Genomic DNA, 14,996 nt, shown 5'->3' with positions numbered 1-14,996 from the left:
CCTATTGTACCAAAAATCCAGAGATTTGTAAGCAAGAAATAGGGCCTAGAAAAGTCAAAAAGAGAATATCAAACGCCTAATAGCTGTCTCTTTGATACTTCTGCCATCTCCTTTAAACTCTGACCAAACTAGCGAAAGATCAGCCAGCGCGACGCTGACAACGTCACCTTTTTTCTAACTTCAAAAGATCCAACGGACCTTTTGAACAACGTAACGCTAGGTATGCAAGCCTTAATTTCGGTCTCATCGTGCTTCCTGTCAGACTGCTAACTAGCGAAGTACCATCAAAACGAAAACAACTCCTCAAATGGCAATGGTAACGATAGTTTTCTGAAAGGCTATGACTTTCTAAGCTCTTTATTCTAAAATCGTTAAAGCGGCTGGACCTACCGTCCAACCGCTTTAATTTGCGACTAAACAATGAAAGAATGTAAACTAACCTCTACCAATGATTCAACCATTAAGATTTACCTTCTTTTCCTAATCATTAGAAGTGGCTTCATCCAAAACTCGGCTAAACCATCGACCATTAAGAACTTGTTCATTGAGAACCTTTTTCTGCTCTGCGGTCAAGGTCTCATCTGCTTCCATCCGCGCCAGCACGTCCTCTGCTGTCTCTGTATCGCTCGTTAGGGCAATCATTGCTTTTTCTTTATCGGCATCAATCATGAGCACCTCTTGTCCTGCCTTGGTCCAAGCCTTCCAATCCTGACCTGGTTTAGCTGTAGCAATAAAATCTTTGAGATAGCCTTTAAAGGCCTTTGCCAGAGCCGCCTGCCCATCATTGTAAAAATCTTCTCCAATCAAAGTAGCATAATTAGATGGTGACTGCAAGAATGGTTCAAAGATGCCGTGATAAGCCGATAAGCCATTTGCTAAGGTCGGTGTCACCTCTGGATTGGCACCATATTGAATTTCCCCAATATAAATCGGTGATTGGTAGTGATCTGCTAATATCCTTGCACTCTCTACCCCGTTAGCTAAACGGTAAAAGTCCCCGCCGTAATTTCTTGCATAAAGAAATTCAGCCATCTTATCCGCGTTTTTAAAAAGATTACCACTAGTAAAATCTTCCATAAAATACTTATCAAAAGCTGTAAAAAGGGAAAACTCGCTGGTTCCTGTCACCAGTAACAGGGGAACATCATTTATCTTGGATGTTTCAAAACCCTCTTTTGGCAGGACAACACCATCTTTGTAAAGATGGGGGAAAACAGACATCCGAATACCGGCATTGCCCATTAGTGGCGCTAATCGCTCACCTTCTATCTGATGAAGGTAATCAGCGACAGCCTTGTCATCGGATAAGAGCCAAGTGATAGCCTCTTCTTCTGTTTCTTTCATCTTATCTTCAATCACTAATGGCGCAAACGCCTTAGCAAAGATTTCTTGACTATCCGTTTCATCTGCTAAAGTAATCCCTCCGCTAAAGGAAATCGCCTTATCATATTTATCTTTAAAAAGAGGGGAAATCAAGGTCGCCATCACATCACGACCACCAGCCGAGAAGCCTACAAGCGTCACATTGTCCGCATCTCCTCCGAAGGTTTCAATATTTTCCTTGACCCAGTCAAGACCAGCCGCCAAGTCAAGCAAGGTATAGTTCCCTGAATTCTCCTCATCCGTCCCTGTTTTAAGAGCTGGCAATGGGTTAAAGCCAAGAACCCCCAGACGGTAATTGAGCGAGACGTAAACAGCATTGACATCATTAACAAAGGTGTTTCCTTTGATTTCCTGCGCTAGTCCTGTCTGGTTATTGCCCCCATGGACAAAGACAATCACAGGCAGGTCCTTTGCAGCAGTGTCTGGCCTTACAATGTCAAGATTTAAGGCATCTTCGACACCCTTAATTTCACCGTTAGACAACTGGAGAGCAGGTTCTCCAGCCTTGGTCGCATCAAGTTGCTTTTTCCAGGATTCGACAGGCTTGGGAGCCGTCCACCGCTCGCTAACCGTTGCATAAGGAACACCTAACCATTGAAGCACCTTATTGTCTTCATCCTTTTGCCCCTTAATCGGACCACTTTTAATGGTTTGCTCGACCTCTTGGTTAAAAGCGTTGTCCTGTTTTGTTGCCGTACAGCCACCTAGGAACACTGTAGCCATTCCTAGTACTGTCGCCCATTTTCTAAGTATTTTTTTCATCTCTTTCTCCTATTTACTTTGTGCATTCATCCATTCAAAGATATTGCGATGAGTCGCTTGACTGCTACCACCAAAACTGGCATTGCTCGGTTGGTAAGCAGAAGCCATATCTGTTGCTGTTGTTACAGTCTCTCTATCCTGAACACCTGTTACCTGGTCATTGAAGAAATAAATCCAAGACCAGTGCCCCATGTATTGATTTTCGGGGATGTCTTTGCCTTTAACCGTTTCATAATAAGACAACCAAGCATTCTCTGCACCTGCCTGCAAAAGCGCCTGATATGTCGGCAAGACATAACGGTCCGGCATGACCACTTCGTCATCTGCTGACATGACAAACCAGATTGGTAAGTTTTTTAGAGCAGTTAATTTATCTTCCGTGACAAAAACTTGACCGTTTGGCATAAAGCTAGCCGTCGTCCCATCACTAGCTTCTTCCTTAGCATATGTTCCGTCTAGGTTTCTCTGATAATCATAAAAAGAGTAGGCTTCTGCTAGTGGGTAGGCTGCTGCAAAGTAGTCCGGGTATTCGATAGCCATGTTCATAGTCATATAACCACCGTTGGAGCACCCCCCTAGATAGATACGGTTTGGATCCACATCCGGATTGCTGGCCACATAGGCCTCAATCGTCGCCATCAAAGCTTCCGTGTAGCGTGATTTTCCAGCCCCAGCGCCGTTGGTGCCATCTCCTTCGTCCATCCAATAAGTCGGCGTCTGAACAGCAAGTACATAAGCCCCTTTTTCGGTTTCATGACCTGTTGCCTTGTAATAACTCTGGATATCCTCTCGGGTTAGGGCTGTCACTTCATTTCCCAGAAGAGTGATATCAATGTCTGTTCCGCCTTCTCCTTGACCATGGAGCCAAATAACCAATGGACTTTTCGCCTCAGTCGCTTTTAAATGCTCTGGTTCATAGGCGGCATACTGGAGGGTTACTTCTTCTGAATTTCCTGTCAGCGGATTGTCATAATGCCCTTGGTGCTGCCCTCTTATATTAAAAGCAGCTGTATCGTTCATGATCCTTTTATTGATGGCATCCGTACGGTAATCCAGAGCACTTCCAGCAATGGTAAGACCTGATATCTCGATAGGGTATTCTGTAGCCCATTCGTTCATCATGGTACTTAAATTAAAGGTGAAAGGTGACGCATTGTCTGGCGATGCAAAGGCATAGGTCACTTCTAGGTCCAAAGTGACATAGTTACTAGAACCGTCAACCTTTTGCCCCTTTTCATCTGATAGGTAAGCCGCAGAGACCTTACGGTCTACCCCCATGGTTTTAACCGAAATGTCTGCTGCCGCCAATTCTGACACCTCTTGATCCAGCTCAACCACCAGAGCTGAGACAGACGGCCCCCATTCGTATCCAGAAACCTCGACTTTAGCGTCTTTAATGGTCGCTTTCCCAGTCTCTTTTTTACTAGTCTGACTACAAGCTACTAGCCCTAAAATGGCTGTCGCCGCTAACAAATATTTCAACGTCTTTTTCATAAAACCTCCAATTATCAGTAATCGCTTACATTGTTTGGCAAAGGAAAAGGTAGACCGTTGCCGGCATACCTTTATGAAGTTGTTATTTTAAAATTTCAAGCAAATCATCTCCAGCTTGAACTGCTCCTGCCGTTGTTGCAGTCACGCTGGCAAAGTCTGCTGTATTTGTGACAATAACTGGCGTGGTCACTGGGTAACCAGCAGCCTTAATAGCTTCAATGTCAAATGATACCAATTTTTGACCAAGACTGACACGATCCCCTTGTTGCACATGAGCCGTAAAGCCTTTACCTTCTAACTCAACCGTATCCATCCCAATATGGATAAGGAGTTCTGCACCATTGTCCAATTGAAGACCGATCGCATGATTAGTCGGGAAAAGCAGGCTAACGGTCGCATTAGCTGGTGCAAGCACTTGACCAATACTTGGCTCAATAGCAATACCTTGTCCCATAGCACCTGATGAAAAGACGGGGTCTTTCACATCAGCAAGAGCTACCACCTCACCAGTCAATGGACTTGCCAAGATTGGTGATTCTGTAATTGTTGAAGACGCCTCCACAGCTGCTACTGGAGCAACTGCTTCAGCACTAGGCTTTTTTACAGGAGCCTCCGCTGGAGCTTGTCCGTAAAGAGTTGGGACTGGAGCAACCATTTGGATAACAAAGGAGATAACGACTGCTGCTACCGCCAAACCAACCATGATCCACATTGGTGTCAAACCAGTTTCTGCACCGACATACCCTGGGAATTGGAAGATACCAAGAGCACCAAATGCATAGTTTTTAATATCAAAGAATGAAATAGCTCCACCAATTAGCGCAGAAACTGCACATGAGATATAGAATGGAATTTTCATTGGAAGAGTTACACCATAGATGGCTGGCTCGGTAACCCCAAAGATAGATGAAATGAAGGCAGGCATAGCCACTGATTTAACTTTTTGTTCCTTAGTCTTAAGTAAGATAGCAAGCAAAACACCAGTTTGGGTAAAGTTTGGCAAACTAGCTGCAAGAAGAATGTCTGTCCAACCATTTTGACCGTACTGCAAGATAGCAAGAGGTACAAGAGCCCAATGCAGACCAAACATAACCAAAATCTGCCATAGGCCACCTAACAAGATACCGTAGAGTAGTGGACTAAAGTTCATAACTGCGGTAAAGCCATTGGAAAGAAGATCAGAAGCAAAGTTAGCTACAGGACCAACGACTAAGAATGTCAATGGCACAGTTACCAAAATAACCACAAATGGTACCACGAAGACCTTCACCACATCTGGTGTGATTTTCTTCATGAACTTCTCAATAAGAGAGGCTATCCAAACAGCTAAAATAACAGGCATAACTGTTGAGAGATAACTACCTGATGAAGGCAACACAAATGGAATCCCTAAAACATTTGAAACACCTGCTTCGGTTAAAGCTGTAACGGAACCTGGTAGAGTTGGATAAACCAAGGCCGCCGCAATCGCTGCTGCAGTAAATTCATTCATTCGGAACTTACGAGCCGCTGTGAAGGCAATCATAATAGGCAAGAATTGGAAGAAACCATCACCGGCTGCTTCTAAGATAGTGTAAAGAGCATTTGTACCCGTTGACCAGCCAAAGCTAACCGCTAAAATAGCCACAATCCCTTTAACGATACCCGCTGCAGCCAATGGACCAAGGTAAGGTTGGAAGATCCCAGAAATCAAAGCTACAAAGCGATCAAAGAGATTCCCTTTTGGTACATCTCCCTCATCAATATCCAAGCTACCGCCACCTGCAAGGCCTGCAACCTGAACCACTTCTGCATAAACGTCTGGTACATGGTTCCCAATAACAACTTGGTACTGACCACCGGCTTTAACGACAGTCACCACACCATCACGCGCTTTAAGATAGTCCGTATCAGCCTTTGACTCGTCCTTCAAATAAAAACGCAAGCGTGTGACACAGTGCTTGAGGTCAGTGATATTTTCTTTACCACCAACGTGTGCAACAATATCTTGTGCTAATTCAGTATACTTACCCATACTGTTAGCTCCTCCTTAAAAAATAATTCCAGATTTAGTCTATACAATAGAAAAAACCTAAATAAATGTCAAACAATACACCTTTTGAGACACCTCAAAAAGTTGGGTATTATTTCACATTTACTTAGGTTTTGCCTGCATGACCAGTAACAATCCATGCATTTATTTTACCACATCTTTTAAAAAATGCAAGCGCTTTTTAATTTTTTTTTTGTTTTTATTCCTTTAGATATTGAGTTATTCTAGTAAAACCACTTCTCCTAAGCTTTTCGAAGAAGTAAATGGAACGCGGAGCAACTATCAATCATTCGCTAGAATTCGATTTCTCTTCACCTCACTAATGTTTAGGATTTGGACTGAACCAGCCCTCTAGCCCCTTTTTAGCACTTGCTTTGCAAGCTTCATTTCCTAATAAAAAGGTCTCACAGACCTTTTAAACCCACCCCGGCATAGTTCAAAAGGTTTGGGAAGCCTTCTGAGGTTGGAGATTTGAGAGTGGGACAGCCTAACACCAGGCTGTCCAAGCTCCCAACCACTGCGACTTATCTTATTTCATTAGCAATTAGATTATAAAAGGAAGAAGCTAGGGGTTTTGTCCTAGCTTCTTCTCATTCTTATTCAATTGTTCTAAAGCCGTTAACATAAAAGTTCGTTTGATGTGATTAATAGATCTCACAAGGAGATGTCACTTTCTTAAACATTCTTTCATAGTAGCTTATCTACAACTCTTAGTTCAAACCGCTATTCTCTACAGATAATAGACAAACGTAGTAGCTACCTCTAATGGCTATTCATAATCTTATTGATAATCGTACTACCTCCGTCGTAGTCCCTATCGACTACTGCTTTTGGTAAGAGAAAATATCTAGATATCAAGGTCAATGGTTTAGTTATTCTAACAGGTGAACGACAATATTAACGAAAATGGCTAATAGTCACCGTTCTTGTACCGACTCATATTCATCTTAAGCATAGAAACACCTCCAATAAATACGACTGCATAAAGTCCAGTTGGCTGTACAAATAACCGTCGTCACTGAACACTCTTCCAACTCAACTCTAAAACTACATAGCTTGCCTAGGCTAGATAAAGACATCGTGTACTTAAATGACCTTATCTTTTTTACAATTCTATTATAACGCAAGCGTTTACAAATTGCAAGCGTTTTTATCTTTTTTTTTTAATTTTTTTGCCACGTCTTGTTATGAGAAGGATTGGCTATTTTTAATAATTTTCAGAAAATTATGTCTCTTCCTTGACAAGGTGTATGCTTTATGGTATAGTGTAACACATAGTTTATCACAGCTATTTTCTGAAAAAAGTGTGCAAACGAACAATCGCACATTTCTTATCTTTTGAAGATTATAGTGCTGTGATTTGATTATAAAAGAAGGAGTTTCAAAATGACCACTGCAAAACAATACATTGCACAAGCCTTTGAAAGTGTCAAGGCTCGCAACCCTCATGAAACTGAATTTCTCCAAGCTGTTGAAGAGTTATTCAACACCTTAGAACCTGTGATTGAAAAACATCCTGAATATATTGAAGAAAATATTCTTGAACGCATCGTTGAACCTGAACGCATCATCAGCTTCCGTGTTCCTTGGCTGGACAGAGAAGGCAAGGTTCAAGTCAACCGCGGCTACCGTGTTCAGTTTAACTCAGCTGTCGGTCCTTATAAGGGAGGCTTACGCTTTCATCCAACAGTTAACCAATCCATCCTCAAATTCCTAGGGTTTGAGCAAATCTACAAAAACGTTTTAACCGGACTACCAATCGGTGGTGGTAAAGGTGGATCTGACTTCGATCCTAAAGGTAAGACTGATCGAGAAGTGATGAACTTTGTCCAAAGCTTTATGACGGAGTTGCAAAAGCATATCGGGCCTTCTCTGGACGTACCTGCTGGTGACATCGGTGTCGGCGGTCGTGAGATTGGTTACATGTTTGGCCAGTACAAACGCCTCAATCAATTTGATGCTGGTGTTTTGACTGGTAAACCAATCGGTTTCGGAGGGTCTCTCATCCGGCCTGAAGCGACTGGTTATGGCCTGGTTTACTTCACCGACGAGATGCTTAAAGCCAATGGAAAATCATTCGATGGTCAAACCGTTGTTATCTCAGGTTCAGGTAACGTCGCTCAATATGCCGTCCAAAAAGCAACGGAACTCGGTGCCAACGTCATTGCTGTCTCTGATTCAAACGGTTATATCATTGATGAAACTGGGATTGATTTCGATCTTTTGGTAGATATCAAGGAAAGACGCCGTGCCCGCTTGACCGAGTATGCAGCTGAGAAAGCAACGGCAAAATACGTTGAAGGCTCTGTCTGGGACTACGAGGGACCATTTGACATTGCTCTGCCATGCGCTACCCAAAACGAAATCAATGCCCAAGCTGCTGAACGCTTGGTTAAAAACGGGGTATATGCTGTTGCTGAGGGGGCCAACATGCCTTCTGACCTAGACGCCATCAAGGTTTACCACCAAAATGGTATCCTCTACGGACCTGCTAAAGCTGCTAACGCTGGCGGTGTAGCGGTATCTGCTTTGGAAATGAGCCAAAATAGCCTACGATTGTCATGGAGCTCTGAGGAAGTTGATCAACGCTTGAAAGATATTATGACTAATATTTTTGAAACAGCTAAGACAACCGCTGAGACCTATGGCCTTGGAACAGACTACCTGGCGGGTGCCAATATCGCAGCCTTTGAAAAAGTAGCTAATACAATGATTGCTCAAGGATTGGTTTAAACAAACTAAACAGGATTGTTAGACAGACGTTAACAGTCCTTTTTCTTACCATTCTACAGGCAACTGTTTCTCGAAAATATACCTTACATTGCTGAGTTTTCAAGTAAAACACCACTTCTTCATACTCTTTTTCCATGATAGAAAAAGAAGGTTTTTTTCATTTGGCTCACAGTAAGGTAAAATATAAAAAGCGAGAGTTTGAAAACCAATTTCGCAAGAAACGCTTTCCTCACAAGTCGTCAGGCCCCTCTTATCGTATTCTGACGGATAAGAGAGCGCTTCAACCCTTCAGCTGAAGAGTGAACGGGCCTACGATTGCCTAGATGATGAATCTCCCCCCTTTCCCACAGACCAAGCTTTGCTTGGGAGGAAAGAGGAGCCTTTCGTTTTCTAGACAGGATTAGTCCTTCTGGCGGTTTTTCTTAAAATAAGGACCTGCCAAAATTGCACTTATCATAGCTCCTATCAAGGTTAGGAAGCGACTGGAAGCGTTTCCGGTCTTAGGCAGAGCATTTCCTTTATGCGGACTTGCTCCGAGACTGGCCAGTTTCAGAACATCAGCCTCTTGCGTCAAGTAGGTCACTGGGACAGAGGCTTTTTGATGGCTTCCTGCATTGACAACTTGAACGACTTCAGGCTCTTTGGCAGGAGGTCTCTTCGGAAGCTCAATAATGCCACGATTAGGCTCGTAAGCCAGTAAGCTCGCCACTTCCCCTCGGAAAATGGCATTGCTGACCCAGCGATAGAAGTAAATACTGTTTAGCTTGTTAACCGGGTCGCCCGCAAAGATAAAGATAGGCTGGTCGCCATAAACCCCATCAATGGCCAAAAGCTTATCAGCAACTTTTTCATGACCCGGCCACCAACCAGCCACAAAATAATCACCATCCGCCACCTTCAAAAGTTGCTTGAAGTTTTCTGGCAGGGTATTTATCCAGCTTCCAGAATTACTATAAAAGTAATCGTTTGGCAAGTAGCCACTTGTCAAGACATGGGTCGAATCCAACAAGGCTTTCAGTAGCCCTTCATGAGATCTACCGGTTCGTTCTGCATCGAACCCAGGAATCAAGCCAAGTTCTTCAAGACGATGCATGGCATCACCACCGATGATGATGGTTGGTTTCTTGCCGAGGTCTTCTGCCTTAAACTGATTGCTGTCTAAAACAACCACATCTGCGTCTTCTAGATTCTCAACCATTTCAAAGCCCATTTGCTTGGAGGCCTGATAGACCTCGCTCTTCGATGGGATACTCAAGCCGATATTAGGATTACCTGGGGCGTAAACCTTCATGGCCTTGAGGCTTTCTCCCACTGGCTTTTTGTTGTAAATCGGTGTTCCATATAGAGCGTAAGTATCCAAGGCGTTTGAAAAATCTTTGGTCGACATGATGTAGCCATCATCGGTCAGATAGACACGACCGCCATTTTGCAAGACAGCATTGACCGCCTGGATAGCGCTGAGTGAATTGTTGTGTACCTTATAATAGCTAGCCTTTGGATCCACAACTGTTCTCGGAGCTTCCTTGTGGGAAACTGGTCCCAAAATATGTTTGAAATAGTCCTCTTCGAAGATGGGGATAGCTTCAAATCCTCTCATGACCGGTCTGTTCATGACTACTTCAGCGTACATGTCAGACCAGGCTGACTCGTTGCTTCCTTTGTAAAGGACGTGGTTCGCATAACCGCGCTTGGCCTGTGCCATGTCGATAATTAAATCACCTGCTTTGAACTCGCCTCTGTCAACCAATAACTCTCCCACTTCAATCCCATTGCGACGGAAATAGGAAATCATATCAAAAGCTTCTTGGCTATCACGATTCTTGGACAGTCCCATGGGAATCACATAGTAATCAGGGAAGAATTTTTCACGACCTTCCTTAGGCCGACCTACTACCGACCCATCTGGGGCAACCAGTTGATCATTGGCTTTTGGATCTTCGATCTTATGGATACCACGCGCATAGTAGTTGAGGCGATTAGCCATCAGCTGGTCCTTTTGATCAAGGACATATCGAATTCCTCCAAGAACTGCAAAATACCCCGCCTTAAAGGACTCCTCATTCATCTCTGGAATCTCCAAGGTATGCCCCAAAACAGCGTGATGCATTGAATAAACAGCTGTGTAACCTGAGAAGGCATCATCCCAACCTTCTCCCCAGTCTATTTTAGGAATAATATACCCCTTGTCCGGATTGGTTTCCTTATACTTGGAGTTAGCTACCCCTGCCCGTCCCATGTGGTGTGCATGCTCCAGCATGCTATCGGATAACAAATCATACTCAAAGTTTGGATCATGTGGTGGTGTTGCAGGCTCAATCAGAAATTCTTTCACAAAGCCATGAATATCATAGAGAGCCAGTGGATTCCACTTGGTAATTTGGGCGACAGTCGCTTTAGCTTCTGGACTGGTCTGGAAACCAGCATCTCGGTTAATATCAAGTCCATTTGGAAGGCCTCTGAAGTTGTGAACAGCTCCATCAGGGTTCTCAGTAAAGTTAAAGAGGAAAAACGCCTGTTTCAATAAGTCCTTAACAGGAAGTGTGATACTCTGGGACTGCCCTTGGCCATCTGTCGTTACAAAGCGGAACTCATTTTGCTGGGCAAAGTTTTGGAACAGCTTAGAGACAACATCAATACCTGGTTGCTCATCCGCATGGGTATTGTGGATCATAATCGGAACCTTATAGGTTAGATTGCCCGATTGAAGTTCCTTCAAAAGCGTTTCAGGACGTTTCAGCATCACAGGACTGATACCTTCTAGGTAATCCTTTAAATCTTGGGCTGTCTCAGCCACGATTCCCATCCGAATCGGTCTTCCTTCTGCACTAGTCCCAATCGTCTCTACCGTCGCATAGCGATCAGGCGCATGATTCTGCGCAGCGGCATTTGTCGCAGCGACCATCTCCTCATAAGTTTCATAGCTCGGATAAGGTCTCAAATGCAACAACTTACTCGCAATTAGATTACCTGTTGCATTGCGCCCCTCAAGGGTATAACTTCCGATAAAATTTCGATAGGTCCGGCGGATATTGGTGGTGCTTCTCAGGCTCAAATCCTCGCCAAATAAAGCTTCTAAATCAATCTTCGCCTTGTAAACTGATCCATTAGATTCCTCCTCAGCCACTGTGACCAGTTCTGGTCCAATATAGGGATTGGCCAGATAGCTAGGGTCATTGCGCCTTGGGTCGTTACTTGCTAGATGGTTACGATGGATATAGGTCTTCTCTGGCAAATCTGGAATCGACCAATTAAGACTGGTTTCTGGAGTATCCAAAGCAATCTCCAAGCGAACCTTCTCAGACATATAGACTTCCTGCTCATCTAGCACGATAGGAGCCTCAGCACTAGGCGTAGATGCATTGCGCAAGGCCGTTGCCGCTACTGGTTGTGGCGCAGACTGGCCTGTTGCAACTGGCTGCTCACCGCTTGTTTCAGATCCAGTTTCTAGAGCGGGTGGTTGTGAATGTTCAACAGTCCCGCTAGTTGGTTCTGCCCCAGCTGTTGCCGAAGTGGACGCTGATGGGGCTAGCAAAGCCTCTGTGTCAGCTACTGGTTCTTCTTGAGGTGCAGGGACAAGTTCTCCCCCACTTCCGTCAACTACACTGACGGTAGCATTGGGGTCTAAATCATCCGCATGAACAACCGGAGTAATCACTCCTTCGGCCATCAAGGCCAGTAAAAATGAAGCTGATAAGCCAACTATTTTCTTAGAAAACTTACCTTTTTCCATAAAAGCCTCCATATTTATTGTTTGTTTACATCTCTATTATATCTATGCAAGAAAGCGGTTTCTGTTAGATATTTCACAGTTTTTAATAAATCTGTAATTTTTTTAAAGGAAGTCTTTCGCATAATATAATCATCAGATTATTACGCTTTTATTCACTCCTATCAAAAATACGTGGTAAAACACCTATCACAATAAAAATTAAGCTCTGCGGAATAAATAACATTCCGTTAATAAAGAAGGATAATAAAGAAAGACAATCACACTTGGCGATTGTCTTGGAGATAACTAAAGATTAGGGTGAATAAAACGAACACCTGCCTCATTAAGTGCCTCTTGGTATTTACGATAAAGGAGTTGGTATGCCTCTGTTTGTTTACCGTTCTCAACAAAGCAATGAACTCGGATAACGTATTGCCCATTACTCAGTGTCTGAGGCCCAATGATCGTTGGTGGTTGGGTAATGATCTGCGTTTGGGGAGTCAGTTCTGCATTAACCTTTTCAAGCACCTTGTAAACCTTATCCAAATTAGCTCCGAGAGGAAGTGGCAGGTCTAGTTGAACACGCATGTCTCCTCGGGATTGATTGCTAACGACTAGAATATTTCGGTTGGGAATAAAGTGCAAGGTACCATCGGAATCCCTGACCTGAGTCGTTCGTACCCCAACGCTGTAGATTTTACCTGAAAGCTTGATTGGCCCATTGGTCAATACAACCGAATCACCAACGTCAAATTGGTGTTCTAAGAGAATGAAAAACCCATTGACCAAATCCGATAGAAAGCCCTGAGCTCCCAGACCAATAGCCACCCCAGCGATCCCTGCTCCTGCCAGCAAACTCGAAACTGGTAAACCAATCAGACTCAAAACCCAGTAAGCCATGAAAAAATAAAGCACATAGCTCAGGCTATTTTCAATCAAACGAGCCAGGGTACGCTGCCGGTTGAGGTCATTATTCGCTAATTTCAAAGATGGCTTAATGATCCCTTGAACCACTGCGTGGAGTGTTTTTTTCAAGATATAAAAGACCAACAATAATAGGAAGAGAGAAAGCAACTTGGTCAATCCTTCATTAACCAGCTCCTCTAGGTCAAAACGTGATAGGTATTTTTCTAAAAATGCCAAAAGGAAACTCCTTTTCATGATAAAGTACTTATCCTTTATTATACCAAAAGTCCCTCTAACTGACCTGTTCAACCTCTGTTTTTAGTACTCAAAAAGGCCAGTTCCCTAGCCTTCTTGATAAGTTTATCCATTAACACGCCTCTGTTTGAGGCCTCTTGCTAGCCGATTTGTGCAATGATTGCTTTAATCTGGTCCTTGGTATGAACCCCAGCTACCTGCTTGACGACTTGACCGTCCTTTTTAAAGAGAAGGGTTGGGATACTCATAATGCCAAATTCACGGGCTGTTGCTGGGTTTTCATCTACATCCATCTTAAGGATTTTAAGGTCTGACTCGTCAAACTCTTGGGATAATTGTTCCAAGATTGGTGCCTGCATGCGACAAGGGCCACACCAAGTTGCCCAAAAGTCAATTAAGACCAATCCTTCAGCGGTTTCTTGTGCAAATGTTGCATCTGTTACTGCTTGTACCATAATGTTGTCTCCTTTAGCTTTAGTCTACTGCCATTCTACACTAAATTAACCCATTTGTCTCAATTCTGCTACGAGATTAGGCAAAAAGGAGATAGGGCTTAGATTTCGGAGCGATTAGCCTCTACATAGGCCTTCATGTCTTGCCAAAGCTTCTGCTCCCCTGCAACCTCTAAGAGCCTTAACCCTTGCTCCACCAAAGCCTTATCATGCTGGCAAAGTCCCGAGTAAATATAACCCTTAGCAAGGTAGTCATAACATTTTTTCTTCCTCGCTTCCGCAATCAAAAGCTGGCCAAATCGCTGACACTGTTCAGCATTAGCATATTCCAAAAGCAAGTAGGTCAAGCGGGATAGGATTCCTAGGTGCCTGCCGTAACACACCAGAAACCCAAAAACCTTCTTTGGAAACAAAGACCGCTCAAAACACTACAGAAACTCGTACATCTAGTCAAGCCAACACAAGCAAGGAAACACCTAAGTCCATGACGACCACTTCAACTAAGTTAGAAACTGGGCAGACTCCTAAAGTTGAACCCAAAAGCGAGCCTAATAACCCACCAACTGCTGAGATTGCTAGTACTGTCCCAGAAAAGGTAGGAACCACAACTACAGCCGCCTATACAAGCGTTCAAAGCCAATCGTCTATCAGCAGTGAGGCCATAGTAAACGGTGAATTTAATAGCATTGGGGGGAATTGGCAGAATGACTTAGGAGAGCCTGTTGTATTTAACAACGGTGGATGACTATCCGCTAAAGTCATCTTCACCTTTGAGCGAGTGGACAAGAGACGAATCGTAGGTCATTTGGGCCAACCCAATTCAGTAATCGGCGGGGACTTCCTAATGATTCTCCCTGCGGACCACTCAGGTTCAGAAGAAACTACCTTCTAGCTAGATGGTATCATAGCAGGTCAAGGAGAAGATGCTAACTTCCACCCGTATGATTGTCAATAACTCGTAGGTTTTGCCAATGCTTTTGGAAAATTTTAGAATAGTTCTCCCGGTGATGGAAGAATCTAGTCAGCGAAAGACTTTTTAGAATTTTGCGTTCACTATTTATTTTATTCCCAGCTGATTAACAGAAAAAAGAAAGCCACGTCCCCATTGTATCAACAAATTAAGCGTTTACATTAATGTTTGACTTTTGTTCTAACAAGAAGTATACTGGACTTGAGGAGATACTTCCCCTAAAGACTCTCTGAACGCTAGCAAACTGCTCCCATTAAATCCCACCAAGGCCATCTAGTCTTTGGAAAGTTCCTCTGTCTC

General features: G+C 43.6%; 9 protein-coding genes. 2 read left to right on the top strand and 7 right to left on the bottom strand.

The annotated features are described in order from the left end of the window. Positions 1 to 480 precede the first annotated feature (480 nt). The 3 genes from HF992_RS01750 to HF992_RS01740 form a co-directional block, all read right to left on the bottom strand. The gene (locus tag HF992_RS01750) at positions 481 to 2,145 is read right to left on the bottom strand and encodes a carboxylesterase family protein (RefSeq protein WP_168548342.1); all 1,665 of its coding nucleotides are present in this window, start codon (positions 2,143 to 2,145) and stop codon (positions 481 to 483) included. A gap of 9 nt (positions 2,146 to 2,154) precedes the next feature. Beyond that, positions 2,155 to 3,639, bottom strand: a complete 1,485-nt coding sequence (locus tag HF992_RS01745) for a prolyl oligopeptidase family serine peptidase (protein ID WP_168548341.1) — start codon at positions 3,637 to 3,639, stop codon at positions 2,155 to 2,157. 82 nt (positions 3,640 to 3,721) lie between these two features. Next, entirely contained in the window at positions 3,722 to 5,653 is a 1,932-nt protein-coding gene (locus HF992_RS01740) for a beta-glucoside-specific PTS transporter subunit IIABC (protein ID WP_168548340.1), read from the bottom strand. A gap of 1,404 nt (positions 5,654 to 7,057) precedes the next feature. Between HF992_RS01740 and gdhA the strand changes: the two genes are divergently transcribed. Further along, positions 7,058 to 8,404 carry an NADP-specific glutamate dehydrogenase gene (gene gdhA / locus HF992_RS01735; RefSeq protein ID WP_168548339.1) on the top strand — a complete coding sequence of 449 codons (1,347 nt, stop codon included), beginning with the start codon at positions 7,058 to 7,060 and terminating at the stop codon, positions 8,402 to 8,404. A gap of 400 nt (positions 8,405 to 8,804) precedes the next feature. Here gdhA and HF992_RS01730 read toward each other — a convergent pair whose 3' ends face one another. The 4 genes from HF992_RS01730 to HF992_RS01715 all read right to left on the bottom strand — a co-directional run bounded on the left by HF992_RS01730 (position 8,805) and on the right by HF992_RS01715 (position 14,109). Beyond that, the gene (locus HF992_RS01730; RefSeq protein WP_168548338.1) at positions 8,805 to 12,134 is read right to left on the bottom strand and encodes a M14 family zinc carboxypeptidase; all 3,330 of its coding nucleotides are present in this window, start codon (positions 12,132 to 12,134) and stop codon (positions 8,805 to 8,807) included. Positions 12,135 to 12,419: 285 nt separating this feature from the next. Next, complete coding sequence (locus HF992_RS01725; protein ID WP_168548337.1) at positions 12,420 to 13,274, bottom strand: mechanosensitive ion channel family protein; 855 nt, start codon at positions 13,272 to 13,274, stop codon at positions 12,420 to 12,422. A gap of 140 nt (positions 13,275 to 13,414) precedes the next feature. Continuing rightward, positions 13,415 to 13,729 (bottom strand): thioredoxin, encoded by a 315-nt coding sequence (gene trxA, locus HF992_RS01720; protein WP_168548336.1) that lies wholly within the window; start codon positions 13,727 to 13,729, stop codon positions 13,415 to 13,417. Positions 13,730 to 13,827: 98 nt separating this feature from the next. Then, positions 13,828 to 14,109 (bottom strand): hypothetical protein, encoded by a 282-nt coding sequence (locus HF992_RS01715; protein ID WP_168548335.1) that lies wholly within the window; start codon positions 14,107 to 14,109, stop codon positions 13,828 to 13,830. A gap of 20 nt (positions 14,110 to 14,129) precedes the next feature. Here HF992_RS01715 and HF992_RS01710 point away from each other — a divergent pair, with 20 nt between their 5' ends. Then, the gene (locus tag HF992_RS01710; RefSeq protein WP_168548334.1) at positions 14,130 to 14,471 is read left to right on the top strand and encodes a DUF6287 domain-containing protein; all 342 of its coding nucleotides are present in this window, start codon (positions 14,130 to 14,132) and stop codon (positions 14,469 to 14,471) included. The last annotated feature ends 525 nt before the right edge of the window (positions 14,472 to 14,996 follow it).

Source organism: Streptococcus ovuberis (assembly GCF_012396585.1).
Lineage (GTDB): Bacteria > Bacillota > Bacilli > Lactobacillales > Streptococcaceae > Streptococcus > Streptococcus ovuberis.
Note: the sequence above shows the minus strand (reverse complement) of the source record. Positions and strands in the feature narration are given on the sequence as shown.